This window comes from Aureispira anguillae (genome assembly GCF_026000115.1).
Lineage (GTDB): Bacteria > Bacteroidota > Bacteroidia > Chitinophagales > Saprospiraceae > Aureispira > Aureispira anguillae.
In genome coordinates this window covers 4,922,370-4,940,352 of sequence record NZ_AP026867.1, presented here as the reverse complement: position 1 = coordinate 4,940,352, position 17,983 = coordinate 4,922,370, and the positions used below count along the sequence as shown (strand labels likewise).

Sequence of the window (17,983 nt, the reverse complement as noted above, 5' to 3'; positions counted from 1 at the left end):
ATCGTTTATTCTATGTTTATCTTGTGCTTAGTTGATGAATTAGGGTAGATCAATTGTTGAGCTGCTATTTGACTGGGCTTTTCTATATACTTGTGCAATAGCCATGCAGCAAAAAGACTAATGCCATAGCCTAATAAAATCACCAAAACTTTTTGATAGGGAAGTCTATAACTGTGCGATAAAAAATTAACAAGGGCTTGACCTATTATTAAATGCAATAAATAAAGGGAATAGGATCGTTGACCAATCCAATTGCTATAAAAAGGGTTATGGTTAGGGTAATAATGGATAATTGATAAGGTGAAAAGGGTGACCAACATATTGCAGAGCCCCAACCAGTATAAAATACTAAACAAGCTCAGTAAAGAAATCACTAAATACTCTTTGAAATCAATCTTTTTAGATTGATGCAGTACATAAACAATTCCTATTAAAAATAAAGGAAGCCATCTAAAAACTAACGCTTTATCTTGACTGATAAAACAAGCTGTTAACATTATAATATAGATACTGTATCGCCAATATGATTTAGAGTGGCTTAATGCCAGCCAGCCTATGCTTAAAAATAGATAGTATTGAAATTCTACCGCTAAAGACCAGTAAATGGGATTGATCCATTGTTGCCCTTCAACGAAGGGGATTAAATAACCCAAGTGCAACAAAAAATTAGTCCAAGAGAAAGCCATAACATCAGTATGTCGGTAGCTTTGAAAAATAAGATAGAGTGCACCAAGTATAAGGGAAACGAGGTACGGTGGTTCAAGCCGTATTAACCGCTTACTAATAAATGTGGATAAATGTTTGAATTGATAATTATTGTTCAACATACTCAAGGGCAAAACAACTCCAGAAATTACAAAAAACATCGGAACACCATATTGGGCATAATAAAAAATGGTTCGAATAAACTCATTTTCAATATAATTGGCTGTACTCCATACAAAATGATAAAAACAAATGGCAGTTGCCGCCCATCCACGCAGGCTGCTAATAACTGGTAAGTAGGTCTTTTTAGGAATCATTGTGGAGTTAGGCTTCTAAACGTTTTCTAAATTTTTCTTGAATAACTTGCTCCACAGGAACGTTATTAATTTTGCTCTCTAACCAAGAAAGAAGATCAAGATATAAAAAAGAACGTTGCTCACTAGAATTTTCTTCTAATACCTTTAATTCCTGATAAAGCTTAATGAAGGCAGGTCTTAATTCACTAGGGACTAAATAGGGTGTTTTTTGTAAGAACAGTAAAATTCGTTTCTGAACTTGGTTTAGGTCTTTCATTTTACGTAAAAAACGATAAACAGATTTTATTTGATATTCAATTAATTGGGTGTTTCCTAACTCATAGTGCGCAATTAAATTTAAAATACGAGTAAAGCATTGAATATCCTCTCGAATACTTTGCTTTTTGTGATTGATAATACGATTCAAATAAACAGTGGCTTGTGCTGGATCCCCACTGCCAAAATAGAGGGAGGCAATTTTATAATAAAATACCATGATTCGGTGTGGGTCCCAATTGTAAGGATTATTTTCAATGACCGTAATAACGTCTTGTAGCCATAGGACTCCTTCCGAAAAACTTCCTTCCATAAAATGCTTTCCAATACGATGGATATAACGAAATAGACAGATACTACCTGTTACATGTGTAGAATGGGGGGTATTGGGTATACTTTTAAAACGTTCTAGTAATTCTAAGGCTGCAATGAACCGTTGGTAAGCTCTTAGATTAAAAAGAGAAGAGAGTAGGTTGTGTAAGCCCTTTAGATATAGGGGGCAATCGTTTGTTTGCATTTCTGGTGCCTCCTCAAATAAATCAACCCATTTACGAGCATAACGATAACAACCTTTAAAGTTTTGCTGGATATGGTAGTACCAAATGTGCGACTGGAAAAGATACAATTGACCATAAAAGCTTAATTTTTGAGGTAAATAAGATGACAGCCGTTGTTCAAACGTCTTTTTTAAATAAAGGCTTTCTTCTTCGTTGCGACTAAAACCTGTTTTTAGGTATTGACCATATAGCAAAAGTGATAAATCAGACAGTTCATGCTCTTGGCAAAGTTTAGAAGTTATCTGTTTGGATTCTGCGGCTAATTCCTCGGCTCTAGTATCTATACTTCGGGTGATGTATTGAGACTCTATTCGCTTTTCAAATTCTATGATTTCTAAAATAAGAACAAGCTGGCGAGCATAATAGGCCTTGGTTTTTGTTTTGGCTAAAATGTCAAGACTTTGATGATACAGCCCTTTGTTATACAATAAACGGGCATAATCCAATTGTTCTCGGATTGTAATATCTAGATTATGAGTTCGATTGAGGATACGAACACTAGCCAATAATTGTTTGTGTAAATGATTTTTTAGATTGGATAATTGCTGCTTCTTAATCTTAGGAATCCTCTTTAAGAGTAGTTTTTCATCATAAATCTTGTACTTGTCTAAATGATCAAAAAGCTTTAAGAATAGGGGGGCTTCTCCTGTTTGATGGCGGGTAACCAAAAGACGGAAATGTTTTTTTTCTCCTTTTGTTAAGGACAAAATTAGTTGCAAAAGATGATTGGTTGGTGGTTTATGCATTGTAGTATTAGTTTGTGGAACCAATTGGTTAGTAGTTGTTTGTGGTTGGCGGTAGCCAGTTGTGCACTGGAAAAACTCAATTTATTGAACTTGTTTAGTGAAAAGAGCTATTCTATATTTGGCAAAGAATATTTTTGATCTGGAAGCGTCAATTTTTCAAATCAAAGTTGTGTTAAACAAACTAAAAACATCAAGACATTCATCTTTCATGCATAAATGTATGCCTTATTTCTAAATAACCAATCATGCAACAAAAAAAAATAACAATTTTTGATACCACACTTCGGGATGGTGAGCAAACGCCAGGTTGTCAATTGATGCCTGAGCAAAAAATAAAAATTGCTCAAAAATTAGAAGCCCTAGGTGTTGATGTTATCGAAGCAGGCTTCCCGATTTCTAGTGCTGGCGACTTTGAAGCAGTACAAGCCATTGCTCAACAAATCCAATCTACTACCGTTTGTGCATTGTCTCGTGCCATTGAAGAAGATATAAAAGTTGCTGCCGAGGCACTGAAATTTGCCAAATTTCCTAGAATTCATACTGGAATAGGAACTTCTCCTACGCATATGAAATACAAACTAAAAGCAAGCCCTGAACAAATTATTGAACGGGCTGTAGCTGCGGTTTCATTTGCCAAAAAGCAGGTAGAAGATGTTGAATTTTATGCGGAAGATGCTGGGCGCAGTGATACGGTGTTTCTGGCTAAAGTAATAGAGGCTGTTATCAAAGCTGGAGCAACAACCGTTAATATTCCAGATACAACAGGCTATTGTTTGCCCAATGAATATGGGCATAAGATTGCCTACCTTAAGCAAAATGTAAAAGGAATTGATCAGGTGATTATTTCAGCACACTGTCACAATGATTTAGGTTTGGCGACAGCAAATGCCATCGAAGCCATCAAAAATGGGGCAGAGCAAATAGAGTGTACCATCAATGGAATTGGCGAACGAGCAGGGAACACGGCAATGGAAGAGGTCGTAATGATTATTAACCAACACGAATCGTTGCCTTTTTATACCAATATAGATACGACAAAATTTGCAGCAATTAGCCGTTTAGTTGCTAATCAGATGAATATGCCTGTGCAAGCAAACAAAGCAATTATTGGTAGTAATGCTTTTGCACATTCTTCGGGAATTCATCAAGATGGAATCATTAAACATCGAGAAACATACGAAATTATCAACCCTAGTAGCGTAGGAGTTGAAACATCATCTATTGTGCTTACTGCTAGAAGTGGTCGGGCAGCGTTGGCCTTTAGAGCCAAAGAAATTGGGATGACAATAGAAGGCAAAGAACTAGATTTAGCCTATCAAAAATTTCTAATTGCTGCCGATCAGCAAAAGGTGATACAACAAGATGATTTATACCAACTCTTAAAAACAATTTAAATGATGGCTAAAACACTTTTTGATAAACTTTGGGATGCTCATGTGGTAACAGCGGCAACTCCTACCATGGATGTGCTATATATTGATCGGCATTATATCCATGAGGTAACTAGCCCACAGGCGTTTGATGTCTTGCGAAAAAGAAAGTTGAGGGTGCGTTGCCCAAAACGGACCACAGCAACCATGGATCATAATGTACCTACTCAAAATCAAGAATTACCAATTCAAAATGAATCCTCTAGGATACAAGTAGAACAACTCATTCAGAATTGTCAAGATTTTGGAATTGAATTATTTGGCTTGGGAAGTCCCAAGCAGGGCATTGTACATGTTATTGGACCAGAGCAGGGCTTAACCCGCCCAGGAATGACAATCGTTTGTGGAGATAGCCATACTTCTACGCATGGTGCATTTGCTTGCATTGCTTTTGGAATAGGGACAAGTCAGGTAGCGCAGGTATTAGCAACCCAAAGTCTGGTGGTGGAACGCCCCAAAACAATGCGGATTATAATTGATGGGGTTTTGAACGCAGGCGTAACGGCAAAGGATGTAATCCTTTTTCTTGTTGCTCAATTGGGAGTAGGTGGAGGAACAGGCTATTTTGTAGAATATGCAGGGGAAGTAATTCAGGCTTTATCGATGGAAGAGCGCATGACCATTTGCAATATGAGCATTGAGTTGGGGGCAAGGGGAGGTTTGGTTGCAGTGGATCAAACTACCCTAAACTATGTGGAAGAACACAGTGCTACCTATCTGACTCAAGAAGAACAAAAACATTGGCAAAACCTCTATTCGGATAAATCGGCGGTATTTGACCAAGAACTTTACTTTGATGGAGGTTCAATTGCTCCTATGATCACTTATGGCACCAATCCAGGGATGGGCGTTTCTATTGATGCTCGAATTCCTGAAAAAAGCAATGCTAAATCATTGGGTTATATGGGGTTTCAAGTTGGGCAATTAGTCCAAGGTGTTAAAATTGACTATGTTTTTATTGGCAGTTGTACCAATGCTAGAATTGAAGATTTGCGTGCTGCTGCGAAGCTTATTGGTAGACGAAAAAAAGCGGCACATGTAACGGCTTGGGTTGTTCCTGGATCGCAAAAAGTAGCGGCACAAGCAAAAGAAGAAGGCTTGGACCAAATCTTTGAAGCGGCAGGTTTTGAATTTAGGCAGCCTGGCTGCTCGGCTTGTTTGGCGATGAATGAAGATAAAATTCCAGTAGGTGCTTATTGTGTAGCTACGTCCAATCGAAATTTTGAAGGGCGACAGGGCGTAGGAGCTAGAACTTTGTTAGCGAGTCCCTTAACTGCTGTTCAATCTGCATTGGTAGGGCATGTGTCCGATCCAAGGCTTGCTTTTAAATACCAAGAGCAGTTACATTTATAATCCTAAAAATTAGTACTTGTATCATGAAAATAATTAAAACCATAAAATCTACAGCAATTCCATTGCCTATAGAGAATATTGATACCGACCAGATTATTCCTGCTCGTTTTTTAAAAGCAATTGACCAAAAAGGTTTTGGTGCAAAATTGTTTAACGATTGGAGGTATTTTGAAAATGGGGCGCTCAATCCTGATTTTGTATTGAATGATAAGCGTTTTTCAGGAGGTGTTTTAGTTGCAGGACGAAATTTTGGCTGTGGGTCTAGCAGAGAACATGCTGCATGGGCCTTGGCAGACTATGGCATTCAGGCAGTGGTATCCAGTTATTTTGCAGATATTTTTAAGGGAAATGCCCTAAACAATGGGCTGCTTCCCATACAGGTTTCTGAAGCAGTCCTAGAAGAAATTATACAACTGGTTTATGATCGCCCTAATACTACATTTACCATAGATTTAGAAGAACAAAAACTGTTGTTTAATCCCAATCGGTCTATTTTTTTTGAGATCGACCAATACAAAAAAATGTGTTTGTTAAAAGGGCAATCAGATTTGGATTATCTGCTTAGTCTAGAAGACAAAATTGCAGAATTTGAAACCACTATTATTTATTAAAATAAAAAATTCTTTGACTAAGCCTTCAAAATGCTAAAACTACAGGCGTTCTATACAGAATAGCATCAAAGAATGAAAAAATATAGATTATGAAATTAACAATTGCTGTATTACCAGGAGATGGAATTGGACCAGAAGTGATGAACCAAGCCATTAAGGTTTTAGATGCTATTCAAACGGTATTTCTGCACGAAATCACCTATAAATATGCTGCAATAGGGGCGGATGCTATTGTTCAAACGGGGAGTCCTTTGCCCAGAATGACAGTGGATACTTGTTTGAAAGCAGATGCTGTTTTGTTAGGAGCAGTAGGAGATCCAGCCCATGATCATGCTACGGTTAGACCTGAACAGGGCTTATTGTCTTTGCGCAAAAAATTAAAGCTATTTGCTAATATTCGACCTGTAAAGGCTTATGATGAATTACAGCACTTGTCTGCATTAAAAGTAGATCGAATTAAAAATGTGGATGTTTTAATTTACCGAGAACTGTCCAGTGGAATTTATTTTGGGCAACAAACTCGTGATGAGCATAGTGCAGCAGATGTCTGTTATTATAATAAAGCAGAAATTGAGCGCATTAGTCATCTAGCATTTCAGGCAGCTCGTCTAAGGAATAAGCGATTAACATTAGTGGATAAAGCAAATGTATTGGAGACCTCTAGGTTGTGGCGAGAAGTGGTTAAGGATATTCATAACGAGTATTTGGATGTGGAGTTAAATTTTATGTATGTTGACAATGCCGCTATGCAAGTGATTCAGGCACCTAGCCAATTTGATGTGCTATTAACCTCCAATATGTTTGGAGATATTATTTCGGATGCTGCTTCTGTACTTACTGGGACATTAGGCATGTTGCCTTCGGCTTCTATAGGAGAAACATGCCCCTTGTATGAGCCTGTGCACGGATCTTATCCTACAGCAGCCAAAAAAGACATAGCCAATCCCATTGCAATGATTCTTTCTGCTGCCATGCTATTGGAACATTTTGGGCTGATTGCAGAATCTAAAACCATTTATGAGGCGGTAAACCAAGTAATTGGGCAGCAGTTGGGAACAGAAGATATGTCTCCACAGGTGTTGTTGAGTTGTTCAGAGTTGGGGAATTTAATAGCAGCATTGATTCTAGATCATAAAACAGAAATTAATCCTTTTAATAAAGAGAATATAGCGCAATCATTGGGGACAATTATATAATTATTGCAACAAAACAAGGACAAATTTTAGATTTACGCCCCAATTAACTAACTGCTAAATACACTGTGTGAAAAGACAAGATTACTTTTTACACAGTGTGTTCATTCTGATTATTCTTCTTCAAGGGCAGGGGTAACTTTAGAGCGTTTAGAGACCAAAAATACACCTGTAAAGATTAAGCAACCTGCACCAATCATTACCATTGTTATTTTATCTTTTCCTGCACCAACAGCAATAATACTAGCGAGTAAGGGTTGCAAATAAATATAAGCACTAGATACAGATGGTTTTACAATGGCTAGGGCTGCTCCATTCATTAAATAAGCTAAATAAGTAACAAAAAATAACACAAAAAAGATGCTCCACATAATATGACTGGGCATCGTTTGGTAGTCTACTGCTTGCATGGGAGCCCAGCCAAAGGGCAACACATAGATAGTTCCAAATAAAAAGACCCATTTTAACGTGGTGATAGGGGAATATTTGCTCATTAGTGGCTTTACAAGCACTAAATAAACAGCATAAAAAGCCGCATTGATGGCAATGTAGATGTTTCCTAGCATCGGATTGGGCGCATTGGGAATATCTCCTCGATTATTCAAAATTAACAGTGCTGCTCCTGTTAACCCCAAGGCGATCCCACTGCCTTTAGCAGCCGTCAATTTTTCTCCAAAAACAAACATGGATAGGATTAAGACTAAGATGGGAGTGGTGAGCATAATTAGAGCACCATTAATAGGAGTGGTTAGGTTGAGACCATAAAAAAAGGAAAGTTGATTGCCTGCTACCCCACAGACCCCACAAAGTGCAAGGCGAAGTATATCTTTACGCTCGATTCGTTCTCTAACAAAAAGCAAATGCGTAAGCCAGAGCAAGGTTGTAGCAGCTAAAACACGCATCATAATAAAACCAAAGGGTGCTACATACGGGTTTTCTCCTGCCATAACAGGTTTTGCAATGGTGAAATTGGCAGCGTAAATTAGGGCAACTAAAAACATGGCAATATGTGCCAAAATTAATTTGTTCTTCATTGTTTATATTCCTTCTTTTAGAACGATGAATGGATGTCCTTTGAAGTTGTGTATCAATAAAATTGGCTTAAAAATGGTATTGTTGGTATAAGATATTTAGGCTTGTTTGGGCAATTCATCTCGAATTTTAGACCTTCTTACGATAAACTGCTGCAAGATTAGTCAAAATATTATAATCCTTTATCTTTTTATGATAAATTTATTCCCAAATCCAATTCAAATGATCTCTGTTTAGTTTTTTTACAAAGGCCTAGCAGTTTAAATGCTAATGACAATCGTATTCAAATTATAGAATAAAAAGGTTGTTCACCTAATGCAATAACACAATAAAGATCTTCAACTCAGTATTCCTATTATGAAATATTACAGCCTGATTTTATACTTTTTAATGCTTAACTTTTTTGTAAATGGGCAAATTCCCGAATTGGCGAGTCCAGACGCTGCCTATCAACTGTTACAAAAAGGAGAAACATTTTATTTAAAGGGAGAGTACCAAAATGCTATCCCATTGTTGGAGCAAGCAACGGCTTTGTATGCAGATAATTACGATGGAAAATTACTCGCTTCTTCTCTTCATAGTTTAGCTTGGTTGCATCTTGGACAGAAAGACCAAGCTTATACCACTTTTGTTCAAGCAGGAGAGTTAATGGCTGGAGGAAAGGTCAAAAGTCCAGCAGCTTTTGTTGCTTATGATCTTTGCGTAAGTCGATATTATTGGGCTTATTATGAACCAGATAAAGCGTTAGAACTTAGCCAACGAATAGAAAAAAAATTAAAAACAATAAAGCCCGACTTTCCAACTTCTATAGCGATTGAATTGTCTGAATATTTAGGCGTGATTAAAATTTCTAAAGGAAATTATGAAGCAGCAATTCCTTATTATAAAGCAGCTATTGCTAAAATTGAAAAGTTGCCAGCAGCAGCAAGAAATAAACAACTGTTTAAATTTAATTACTTTAAATTAGGCGAATTATACGAAAAAATCAAGGCTCCCTATGATGCATTAGAAATCTATAAGACCTTGCAAAATCGTAAGGATGAAATTTTTCAGAATACAAAAGAAGATAATATTGAGTTGTTGTATCGTATAGGAATGATAAAAATGACGACCCAATATTATGATGAAGCTTTAGCATATTTAAAAGATGTTGCCGATAAAATTAACCAATCGGGCAAAAAGGGACAGCTTAAAGCTAGTATTAATGCTTCTCTTGCAAAAATTAGCATTGATCAAAAAAACTATGAAAAAGGGATTCAATGGAATACCGCAGCACTAAAAACTTGGAATAGTTTTTTGCCGCCCAATGACTTGGCTTATGCCTACACGGCTTATTTAAACCAAGGCTTGCTTTATCGTTCTGTAAAAAATGGATTGAATTGGTACGAAACAGCAGCTTCTGAAACCGATAAAAATTGGCAAGTTGCTTTAAGAAAACGAGGACTAACTCCTATTCAAAGCAGCAAACAAGAGGTTGATGTCCTTGCCTTAAATCTGGGCTTATTGGCTTATGAAAAAGCAGGTGCACTAATTGGGCGTTTTCCTAAAGCAAAACAGATGCCTTTAAAAATTGAAACGCATATAGCCAAGGGTGATTTGTTCTTTATTGCAGAGGACTTTTCACGGGCAAGAACGTATTATCAAGAGGCCTTAAGTGCCATGAAATCTATTTATCCTCAAAAGCACCCCTGGATAGCAGAGGTTGCGTCCAAACTTGGTCAGTGTTTGTTGGCAGAAAAGCAATACAATGAGGCACTCAATTTAGTAAATGAGGCGATAGCAGCTACTCTGAAAGAGGGTACGGAGATTTCTAGGCAAGCGGTTCCTGATCCTTCCAAGATATACTATCCATTTGAGTTGCTCAATGCGATTAGCACCAAAGGTGAAATTTTGTATGGAATGAGCCAAAAAGAGGTAAAGGAAGATTTAGAAAAAGTGCTAGATAATTATGATATAGCAGTGCAACTACTCAATCGCCTAAGAAAGATACATAGAAATGAAGGAGAAAAATACGAACTTTCTGCCCTCACACACCAATTCTGTCAACAGGCTGTTGTTACGGCTAATACACTCTATGAATTGACAAAGGATGCCGCTTTCTTAGAGGAAATTTTTAGGTATGGGGAATTGTCAAAAGGTGCCGTATTGCTCGAAACGTTGCAGGATTTAAAGGCAAAAAAAATTGCTAAAATTCCCCAAGAATTAATCCAAAAGGAACATCAATTAAAAGTGGAGTTGGCTTATCTAAATAAAGAAATATTTTATACTTATAAAGATACCAGTAAGTTGAGTGCAAAGCGGATTGGGCAACTCGAAAAGGAGGTTGAAGATAGAATGAAAGCGCATGAACTTTTGTTGCAACAATTAGAAAAGGAGTATCCTGACTATTATAAAATGAAGTATGATTACAAGACGGTTACTTTGGCAGATTTGCAACGTGAATTGGCGGATAATGAAGCATTTTTGGAATATGTGGTAAGCGACTCTTTTGTTTTTGTATTGGCAATAACCAACCATACTGTGTACAATCAATATAAAAAAACAGGCGTTTCCACGGCTAAATATGTTAGAGATTTATTGCGTTATATTCGAACACAAAAAGCAGAAAAATATGTCAATCTTGGGCATAAGGTTTATGAGGTTGTAATGGGGGAAGAGTTGGATAAAAAGTTGGAAGGAAAAAAGCTAATTATTGCACCTGATGAAACCTTGAACTATTTGCCTTTTGGCGTTTTACCGACTACAAGTGATTTTAAACAAGGAGATCAAGAACTGATCTATGGAAAGTTAACTTATCTGATTAATAGTCACCCAATTACTTATAATTATTCTGCCAACTTATTTTTACAGAGCAAGCAAGAAAAAACAACAGAGGTAATGCATAATATTATAGCATGGGCTCCTAGTTTTTCTTCCATGCAAGCTATTCTAAAAGAGAAAAATATAGCAGATGGAATCGAAGAATTACCTGCTGCGCAGGAAGAAGCGAATCTAATTGCAAGGTTATTTGATGGTCAAACGGCACTTGCTGAAACGGCAACAGAGTATGAATTTAAGCAAAATGCGTCTAATTTTGGGGTGTTGCATTTGGCGACACATGGTGTTTTGAACGATAGAAATCCAAGCTTTTCTAGTCTAATTCTAAATCAGGGAAATAAGGAAGATGGTTTGTTGCATACCTATGAGTTGTTTAATATGCAATTGAATGCTGATATGGCTGTATTGAGTGCTTGTAACTCTGGTGTTGGGGTGCTAAAGAGGGGCGAGGGCGTTGTTAGTATTGCTAGAGGTTTTGCTTATGCAGGAGTGCCTAATATTGTCATGAGTACTTGGGCCGTATCGGATGAAGCCACTAAAATTTTGATGGAGACTTTTTATCAAGCATTGCAGCAGGGAATGCCTAAAGATGAAGCTTTGCAACAAGCAAAAATAGCTTATTTGAAGGAGTTTGAAAGTGTTCCTAGATACCAAGCTCCTTTTTTCTGGGGGAGCTTTGTGGTGTTGGGAAACACCGATCCTGTTGCTATCTTAATAGAATATAGCCTTTGGGATTATTGGTGGTGTTTGGCGTTGTTGCTGCTGTTGCTGCTGCTTGGTTTCGGATACAAGACGATCAAAAAGAAAAGGGTGGCAGCTAAATAATTGCATTAGTCGGTGGCTTTTTACCAAAGGGTTTAAATTACTAAATGAATCGGTCTGTTAAATCTTAATAAAAAGTTAAGTGCCTTTGATTATCAATGTTATAAAGATATTAAATATACTTTTATAAGCCTTTTGTCGTTAATGATACCTCAAAGCTATAGGCTATAAAATTATAAACAGCCCATCTATTATGACTAGAAAAGAATTAGAGCAGAAAGCCGAAGCATTAAGGACTCTGAATAAGGAAAAAAATAAGTGTAAAAAAGAGTTTAGCGTTTATAAAAAACTTTTAGAAAAAGCGGGGGGAATTAGTGCAGAGGAGCAAGCTCAGTTGGATAAAATAGAAGCGACAATTGCTAAGGTGGAAGAGGTCATAGCAATTAAAAGACAAAAAATCTTACAAATAAGTACAGACCTAAAAAGTTTAAAACGAAAAAAAGAAGATGATCCAATTGAGAGGCAAATAGATTATCAACTTTCTATTTCTTTAGAAACCTTTATCACGATAAAATATTGGCGGTTGGATCAACCGAATGAAGCTCCTGTTATCTTACCTAAAGTAGAATTAGAAAATGAAACGGATTTCCCTATTGTATCTATCCCTTCCAATACAAAAGTGGAAGTATATACGTGGGCAAAAGCAATATTTATAGATGCTAATTTGTTGACTAGTAATGATGAAGAGGTTTTGCAAAAAGATTTCTCAGCGACCATTCATATTGATAAAAAGGGTAAATTTAGCTTGTTGGATTCAAATGAAACAGTGACGATTAATAATCATGAAAAACTCAAAGGATATGATATAACCTTAGGGATAAAGTACATTAGTGGGGGAGCGAGCATCCGATTGCAAGCCAATGGTCTTGCAAAGGGAAAAACCTTGGAAGAGTCGTACAAAAATTGGGATAGCAAAGACAAAAAAACAGCCTTTGTGATGACAGATCAAGTGCTTAAGTCTATTGCGCCAACTTTAGTACTTCAACCTGAAAAATATATTGCTCCTGCCCCTATTTCTAAAAAACTAATTTTTGAATCTGAGAATCAAGCGATCCTTTCTTGTGACCAGTTGAGAACCTTACAAGATTGGTGGAAAGGTTTGAAGGATGATTTGAAAAATAAGGTAAAAAATCGAGAAGCTTATATAGAAGTTATTGGATATACTACTACTACAGGTAATGATTTGTATAACTATAATTTAGCTGGCGATAGAGCATTTGATGTAGGAAGATTATTGGCTGGAATGATTGGAATTACTTTAGAAGGTAAGAGTATTGCTGATATACGACCTATTTCAGAAGGAGAGAACACAGACAATCCTAATAGATATGTTAAAATTTTAATTGTAATAAAATGATAGGACTAATTTTAAGTTTGTTTCTACTAGTTGCTTCTTGTTCTAATACAGAAAAAAAAACAGATCTAACAAATAATAAACAAATCTATTTAGATAGTTTACTAAAACAACAAATCCTGAGTTATAAGTTGTATTTAGACTATGACTCAAATGAACAATGGAAATTAGAGAATAAGCATTACAAATCATTGCATAAATGGGCTAAAGAGTTTAGGCAAGATACCATCATAAATAAGCTTCATAGAGATGTTATTGACACCTCATTTATAATCCATATACAAGCTGGTATGACTAGAGAGCTTTCAAGAGAAACAGCAAAGAAAAGAATGGAGGATATAAAAGAAGTTATAACTGGTATGATAGGCTTTAATATAGATTATGAAATGGAAATTATTAAAGTCCTAACCAATCTGAAATACAAAGAGAAGCACGATATAGAAATAACTATTAATCGACTAATGTATTAACTGCTATGACTAGAAAAGAATTAGAGCAGAAAGCCGAAGCATTAAGGACTCTGAATCGGGAAAAAAATAAGTGTAAAAAAGAGTTTAGCGTTTATAAAAAAATTTTAGAAAAAGCGGGGGGAATTAGTGCAGAGGAGCAAGCTCAGTTGGATAAAATAGAAGCGACAATTGCTAAGGTGGAAGAGGCCATAGCAATTAAAAGACAAAAAATCTTACAAATAAATACAGACCTAAAAAGTTTAAAACGAAAAAAAGAAGATGACCCAATTGAGAGGCAAATAGATTATCAACTTTCTATTTCTTTAGAAACCTTTATCACGATAAAATATTGGCGATTGGATCAACCAAATGAAGCTCCCGTTATCTTACCTAAAGTAGAATTAGAAAATGAAACGGATTTCCCTATTGTATCTATCCCTTCCAATACAAAAGTGGAAGTATATACGTGGGCAAAAGTAATATTTATAGATGCTAATTTGTTGACTAGTAATGATGAAGAGGTTTTGCAAAAAGATTTCTCAGCGACCATTCATATTGATAAAAAGGGTAAATTTAGCTTATTGGATTCAAATGAAACAGTGACGATTAATAATCATGAAAAACTCAAAGGATATGATATAACCTTAGGGATAAAGTACATTAGTGGGGGAGCGAGCATCCGATTGCAAGCCAAGGGTCTTGCAAAGGGAAAAACCTTGGAAGAGTCGTACAAAAATTGGGATAGCAAAGACAAAAAAACAACCTTTGTGATGACAGATCAAGTGCTTAAGTCTATTGCGCCAACTTTAGTACTTCAACCTGAAAAATATATTGTTCCTGCCCCTATTTCTAAAAAACTAATTTTTGAATCTGAGAATCAAGCGATCCTTTCTTGTGACCAGTTGAGAACCTTATATCAGTGGTGGAAAAATTTAAATGCTGAATTAAAATCAAAAATTGAAAATAGAGAAGCTTATATTAAAGTTATTGGTTATACCACTAAAACAGGGAAAGATACTTACAATCTAAAATTAGGAGGTGAAAGAGCTTTAGATGTAAAAAAATCACTAGAACTTATTATTGGTAAAAATTCTGAAGAAGATCCTATAGCAGAGATAAAATATTTATCTCAAGGGGAATGGTCCCTCAATCCAAAAAGATATGTTAAAATATTAGTAATTGAAAGATGATGAGACTACTTATATTGACTTCTTTTTTACTCTTTTCTTGTGAAATGATTAAGAATAAAAATAAAACAGAAGATCAGCTACTGCACTTAGATAAACAGGAAGAAGTTATAAAACAAAGAGTTCTTAGTTATGAGTTAGATATAAAATATTCCAATGATACTTCAACATCTATGAGTCCTAATATGCTAAAAAAAGTTTTTTCTTTTTTGGATGAAATAGAAAACGATACAATACTAAGAAAGATTGAGGCAAACATATATGAAGATAATATTCTATTTTGCATTGAAGGAGCTGCTTCTAAAAATGTTTCCTCTAAAGTAATACATAAAAGAATACAAAACTTAAAGGAAAACTTACACTTAATATTGGGCAAATATGATGAATATAGACCTGCTTTTAAAACGGTAGAAAAGATAAAATACAATAAAAAAGACTATGTAAAGTTGAATCTTAATCGACTGATGTACTAATAGTTTACTATAAAAGAAATGAAAATGACCAAAAAACTAAAAACAACACTGAATAATGGAGATGTTGAGGCATTCTTAAATAGCGTAGAGAACGAGCAACGAAGAAAAGATGCTTTTACCATCTTGACAATTTTTAAAGAAATTACAGGCGAGGAGGCTAAGATGTGGGGAACGAGCATTGTCGGTTTTGGCAGTTACCATTATGTATACGCCACAGGGAGAGAGGGGGACTGGATGATGACAGGCTTTTCGCCTCGAAAAACAAGTTTGACGCTTTACCTGATGAATGGATTTGAAGGCTGCGAAGATTTGTTGAACCGACTGGGGAAATACAAGACAGGCAAGGCGTGTTTGTATGTGAATCGTTTAGAACAAATTGATATAGAGGTGCTAAAGGAGCTAATTGCAGCTTCTTATCAGTATATGAAAGAAAAATATCATTAACCATTTAAAGCATAGGCTGTTTCTACCAACTCCTTGTAATGGCCATCTTCTATTTGCAGCAATTCGTGGTGCGAACCAATCTCTTTTACCCTCCCTTTTTCTAAGACCATAATTTTGTCAGCGTGTTGGATGGTAGATAGTCGATGAGCAATAATAATAGAAGTGCGTTTAGCAACTAGTTTTTCAATGGCATATTGAATGATACTTTCTGTTTCTGGATCAATCGCAGAAGTTGCTTCATCTAGAATGAGAATGTCTGGATCAAAAACCAAGGCACGAACAAAAGAAATGAGCTGGCGTTGTCCCATTGATAGGGTTGCCCCTCGCTCCATGACTTGGTAGTCGTAGCCATCAGGTAGCTTTTCAATAAATTGATGGGCACCAATCAGTTTAGCTGCTTTAATAACTTCCTCTCTAGAAATATGTGGCGCCTTTAGCGTTATATTGTCCAAAACGGAACCTGAAAATAGAAAAACATCCTGTAGCACAACCGCAATCCGATTGCGCAAGGCAAATAACTCGTATGATTTAATTGGATTGCCATCAATTTTTATTGCTCCTTTGTGAATTTCATAAAAGCGATTCAATATATTGATAATCGTCGATTTTCCAGCTCCAGTACTTCCTACAATAGCCATGGTTTCCCCTGCATGGATATTAAAACTAACATCGTTCAGAATCCACTCTTCGATTGCTTCACTAGGGCTATCTTGTTGGTAAGAAAAGTAAACCTGATTAAAGGTTATATCACCCTTAAAATTATCGGGACTAAGTGTACCATTATTTTCTGTGATATTGGTATTGTCCAATACGGTAAAAATGCGTTTAGCTACAATCAATCCCATTTGTAGGGTATTGAATTTGTCGGCCAAGATGCGGATTGGACGGAACAACATACCAATGTATAATGGAAAGGCTACTAAAACGCCTAAGGTAACTTCTCCTTCAATGACCCCTCTAGCACCATACCATACCATCAATCCCAATGAAGTTGCCGATAGAATTTCTACTGTTGGAAAGAAAATGGCATAATAGAAAATAGAGTTGATGTTTGCTTTTGCATATTTGTGATTAATTGCTTTAAAGTTATCCAACTCCTTTTCCTCGGCATTAAAAATTTGTACAATGCGCATGCCCGTAATTCGCTCTTGCAAAAAAGCATTCATTAGAGAAACCTGTGTTCGAACAACTTCAAATGCTTTTTTTACAGCCTCTTTAAACCAATAAGTAGCAATAATCAAGATCGGAATGGTAACCAAACAAACCAAGGTGACTTTCCAGCTCGTCCAAAGCATAATCCCCAAGACAAAAAATAGTGTGAGAATATCTGCAATAATGGTAATAAAACCTTGCGAAAAAACAGTATTGATCGTTTCTACATCATTGATGGTTCTAGTGATGGATGTACCAATAGGAGTGGTGTCAAAATAAGTTAGACGCAGGCTATTGATGTGGTCAAAAATTCGAGTTCGCAAATCTCGAATAACCGATTGCCCTAACCAATTGGTAGAATAAGCAAAAATATAATATAAAATGCCTTGTAGAACCAAGACACAGAACAAAAGGCTAATCATAAAAATTAGTCCTTCCCCATTGCCATTGATGATACAATCATCAACAGTACGTTGTACAAGGTAGGGTCTTAAAATAGCAACAGGGGCTAGAATGACAGACAGGATTCCAGCTAAGAAAAAAACAGCTCGATAAGGCATTGCCAAGCTAATTACTCGTTTAGCCAGCGGCCAGTCTGCATATTTTGAAGTTGATTCGCTCAATGATTGTTACTTTTCTATAATATTAATTACTTCATCATAAACACGCAAGGACTTTAGAAGTTCAAAATCTGCTAAATTTTTACATTTTACAATAAGACCTTTAAAGTTTGGATTTTCATGTTGGTTGATAAAGCTCGTATGTAGCACTTCTAGGATTTTCCATTTGCCAACACTAGAACCACTTTCTAAAGCAACTTCAATAAACATCCCATCATCTACGTTGCCAGATCCAGCTATTAATTCTCCCAACAAAACAACTTTGAGTTTTTCTTTGAAACCATAAACAACACGGATAATATATTTGCTAGGGTTAGAAGTCTTTTTTTTTGCCATTTTTTAGTGCAATTTGAGTAATCGATAATAATTAAAAAAGGAAGTTGAGGATTTAACCATAAAAGTAACGGAATCCTTTTAGAATAAGTTATGGATAGGTATATTTTTTAGGATTGTTATTGTCTTTTGG

General features: G+C 36.0%; 15 protein-coding genes. 10 read left to right on the top strand and 5 right to left on the bottom strand.

What is annotated here, in order from left to right; all coding sequences use genetic code 11:
• Positions 1–5: 5 nt before the first annotated feature.
• Positions 6–1,022: an acyltransferase family protein gene (locus AsAng_RS19325; RefSeq protein WP_264788737.1), complete on the bottom strand. Its 1,017-nt coding sequence runs from the start codon at positions 1,020–1,022 to the stop codon at positions 6–8.
• A gap of 7 nt (positions 1,023–1,029) precedes the next feature.
• Positions 1,030–2,580: a Rho GTPase-activating protein gene (locus tag AsAng_RS19320; protein ID WP_264788736.1), complete on the bottom strand. Its 1,551-nt coding sequence runs from the start codon at positions 2,578–2,580 to the stop codon at positions 1,030–1,032.
• A 245-nt stretch (positions 2,581–2,825) separates the two neighbouring features.
• Here AsAng_RS19320 and AsAng_RS19315 point away from each other — a divergent pair, with 245 nt between their 5' ends.
• The 4 genes from AsAng_RS19315 (at position 2,826) to leuB (ending at position 7,170) form a co-directional block, all read left to right on the top strand.
• Positions 2,826–3,974: a 2-isopropylmalate synthase gene (locus AsAng_RS19315; RefSeq protein ID WP_264788735.1), complete on the top strand. Its 1,149-nt coding sequence runs from the start codon at positions 2,826–2,828 to the stop codon at positions 3,972–3,974.
• 3 nt (positions 3,975–3,977) lie between these two features.
• The gene (gene leuC / locus AsAng_RS19310; protein ID WP_407655342.1) at positions 3,978–5,363 is read left to right on the top strand and encodes a 3-isopropylmalate dehydratase large subunit; all 1,386 of its coding nucleotides are present in this window, start codon (positions 3,978–3,980) and stop codon (positions 5,361–5,363) included.
• A 23-nt stretch (positions 5,364–5,386) separates the two neighbouring features.
• A complete protein-coding gene (gene leuD, locus AsAng_RS19305) occupies positions 5,387–5,974 on the top strand; it encodes a 3-isopropylmalate dehydratase small subunit (protein ID WP_264788733.1) in 588 nt (195 codons plus the stop codon).
• Between the two features lie 89 nt (positions 5,975–6,063).
• On the top strand, positions 6,064–7,170 hold the full coding sequence (gene leuB / locus AsAng_RS19300; RefSeq protein WP_264788732.1) for a 3-isopropylmalate dehydrogenase: 1,107 nt from the start codon (positions 6,064–6,066) through the stop codon (positions 7,168–7,170).
• A gap of 110 nt (positions 7,171–7,280) precedes the next feature.
• Here leuB and AsAng_RS19295 read toward each other — a convergent pair whose 3' ends face one another.
• Entirely contained in the window at positions 7,281–8,201 is a 921-nt protein-coding gene (locus AsAng_RS19295) for a DMT family transporter (protein ID WP_264788731.1), read from the bottom strand.
• Between the two features lie 355 nt (positions 8,202–8,556).
• On the opposite strand from AsAng_RS19295, the gene AsAng_RS19290 reads away from it, so the two are divergent.
• The 6 genes from AsAng_RS19290 (at position 8,557) to AsAng_RS19265 (ending at position 15,745) form a co-directional block, all read left to right on the top strand.
• A complete protein-coding gene (locus AsAng_RS19290) occupies positions 8,557–11,841 on the top strand; it encodes a CHAT domain-containing protein (RefSeq protein WP_264788730.1) in 3,285 nt (1,094 codons plus the stop codon).
• A 190-nt stretch (positions 11,842–12,031) separates the two neighbouring features.
• On the top strand, positions 12,032–13,195 hold the full coding sequence (locus tag AsAng_RS19285; protein WP_264788729.1) for an OmpA family protein: 1,164 nt from the start codon (positions 12,032–12,034) through the stop codon (positions 13,193–13,195).
• On the top strand, positions 13,192–13,662 hold the full coding sequence (locus AsAng_RS19280) for a hypothetical protein (protein ID WP_264788728.1): 471 nt from the start codon (positions 13,192–13,194) through the stop codon (positions 13,660–13,662). Before AsAng_RS19285 ends, AsAng_RS19280 begins: the two co-directional genes overlap by 4 nt.
• Positions 13,663–13,667: 5 nt before the next feature.
• The gene (locus AsAng_RS19275; RefSeq protein ID WP_264788727.1) at positions 13,668–14,831 is read left to right on the top strand and encodes an OmpA family protein; all 1,164 of its coding nucleotides are present in this window, start codon (positions 13,668–13,670) and stop codon (positions 14,829–14,831) included.
• Entirely contained in the window at positions 14,828–15,301 is a 474-nt protein-coding gene (locus AsAng_RS19270) for a hypothetical protein (protein ID WP_264788726.1), read from the top strand. Before AsAng_RS19275 ends, AsAng_RS19270 begins: the two co-directional genes overlap by 4 nt.
• Before the next feature lie 24 nt (positions 15,302–15,325).
• A complete protein-coding gene (locus tag AsAng_RS19265) occupies positions 15,326–15,745 on the top strand; it encodes a DUF1801 domain-containing protein (RefSeq protein ID WP_264788725.1) in 420 nt (139 codons plus the stop codon).
• Here the strand turns inward: AsAng_RS19265 and AsAng_RS19260 are convergent.
• Positions 15,742–17,457 (bottom strand): ABC transporter ATP-binding protein, encoded by a 1,716-nt coding sequence (locus AsAng_RS19260; RefSeq protein WP_407655341.1) that lies wholly within the window; start codon positions 17,455–17,457, stop codon positions 15,742–15,744. The two genes, AsAng_RS19265 and AsAng_RS19260, sit on opposite strands and share 4 nt — an antisense overlap.
• A gap of 69 nt (positions 17,458–17,526) precedes the next feature.
• Positions 17,527–17,853, bottom strand: coding sequence for a hypothetical protein (locus AsAng_RS19255; protein WP_264788723.1), 327 nt, complete (start codon positions 17,851–17,853; stop codon positions 17,527–17,529).
• Positions 17,854–17,983: the final 130 nt, after the last annotated feature.

What these genes read in the sequence shown, in the direction of transcription:
- AsAng_RS19325 (WP_264788737.1), bottom strand. Translation starts at nt 1,022, where the DNA reads ATGATTCCTAAAAAGACCTACTTACCAGTTATTAGCAGCCTGCGTGGA.
- AsAng_RS19320 (WP_264788736.1), bottom strand. Translation starts at nt 2,580, where the DNA reads ATGCATAAACCACCAACCAATCATCTTTTGCAACTAATTTTGTCCTTA.
- AsAng_RS19315 (WP_264788735.1), top strand. Translation starts at nt 2,826, where the DNA reads ATGCAACAAAAAAAAATAACAATTTTTGATACCACACTTCGGGATGGT.
- leuC (WP_407655342.1), top strand. Translation starts at nt 3,978, where the DNA reads ATGGCTAAAACACTTTTTGATAAACTTTGGGATGCTCATGTGGTAACA.
- leuD (WP_264788733.1), top strand. Translation starts at nt 5,387, where the DNA reads ATGAAAATAATTAAAACCATAAAATCTACAGCAATTCCATTGCCTATA.
- leuB (WP_264788732.1), top strand. Translation starts at nt 6,064, where the DNA reads ATGAAATTAACAATTGCTGTATTACCAGGAGATGGAATTGGACCAGAA.
- AsAng_RS19295 (WP_264788731.1), bottom strand. Translation starts at nt 8,201, where the DNA reads ATGAAGAACAAATTAATTTTGGCACATATTGCCATGTTTTTAGTTGCC.
- AsAng_RS19290 (WP_264788730.1), top strand. Translation starts at nt 8,557, where the DNA reads ATGAAATATTACAGCCTGATTTTATACTTTTTAATGCTTAACTTTTTT.
- AsAng_RS19285 (WP_264788729.1), top strand. Translation starts at nt 12,032, where the DNA reads ATGACTAGAAAAGAATTAGAGCAGAAAGCCGAAGCATTAAGGACTCTG.
- AsAng_RS19280 (WP_264788728.1), top strand. Translation starts at nt 13,192, where the DNA reads ATGATAGGACTAATTTTAAGTTTGTTTCTACTAGTTGCTTCTTGTTCT.
- AsAng_RS19275 (WP_264788727.1), top strand. Translation starts at nt 13,668, where the DNA reads ATGACTAGAAAAGAATTAGAGCAGAAAGCCGAAGCATTAAGGACTCTG.
- AsAng_RS19270 (WP_264788726.1), top strand. Translation starts at nt 14,828, where the DNA reads ATGATGAGACTACTTATATTGACTTCTTTTTTACTCTTTTCTTGTGAA.
- AsAng_RS19265 (WP_264788725.1), top strand. Translation starts at nt 15,326, where the DNA reads ATGACCAAAAAACTAAAAACAACACTGAATAATGGAGATGTTGAGGCA.
- AsAng_RS19260 (WP_407655341.1), bottom strand. Translation starts at nt 17,457, where the DNA reads ATGCCTTATCGAGCTGTTTTTTTCTTAGCTGGAATCCTGTCTGTCATT.
- AsAng_RS19255 (WP_264788723.1), bottom strand. Translation starts at nt 17,853, where the DNA reads ATGGCAAAAAAAAAGACTTCTAACCCTAGCAAATATATTATCCGTGTT.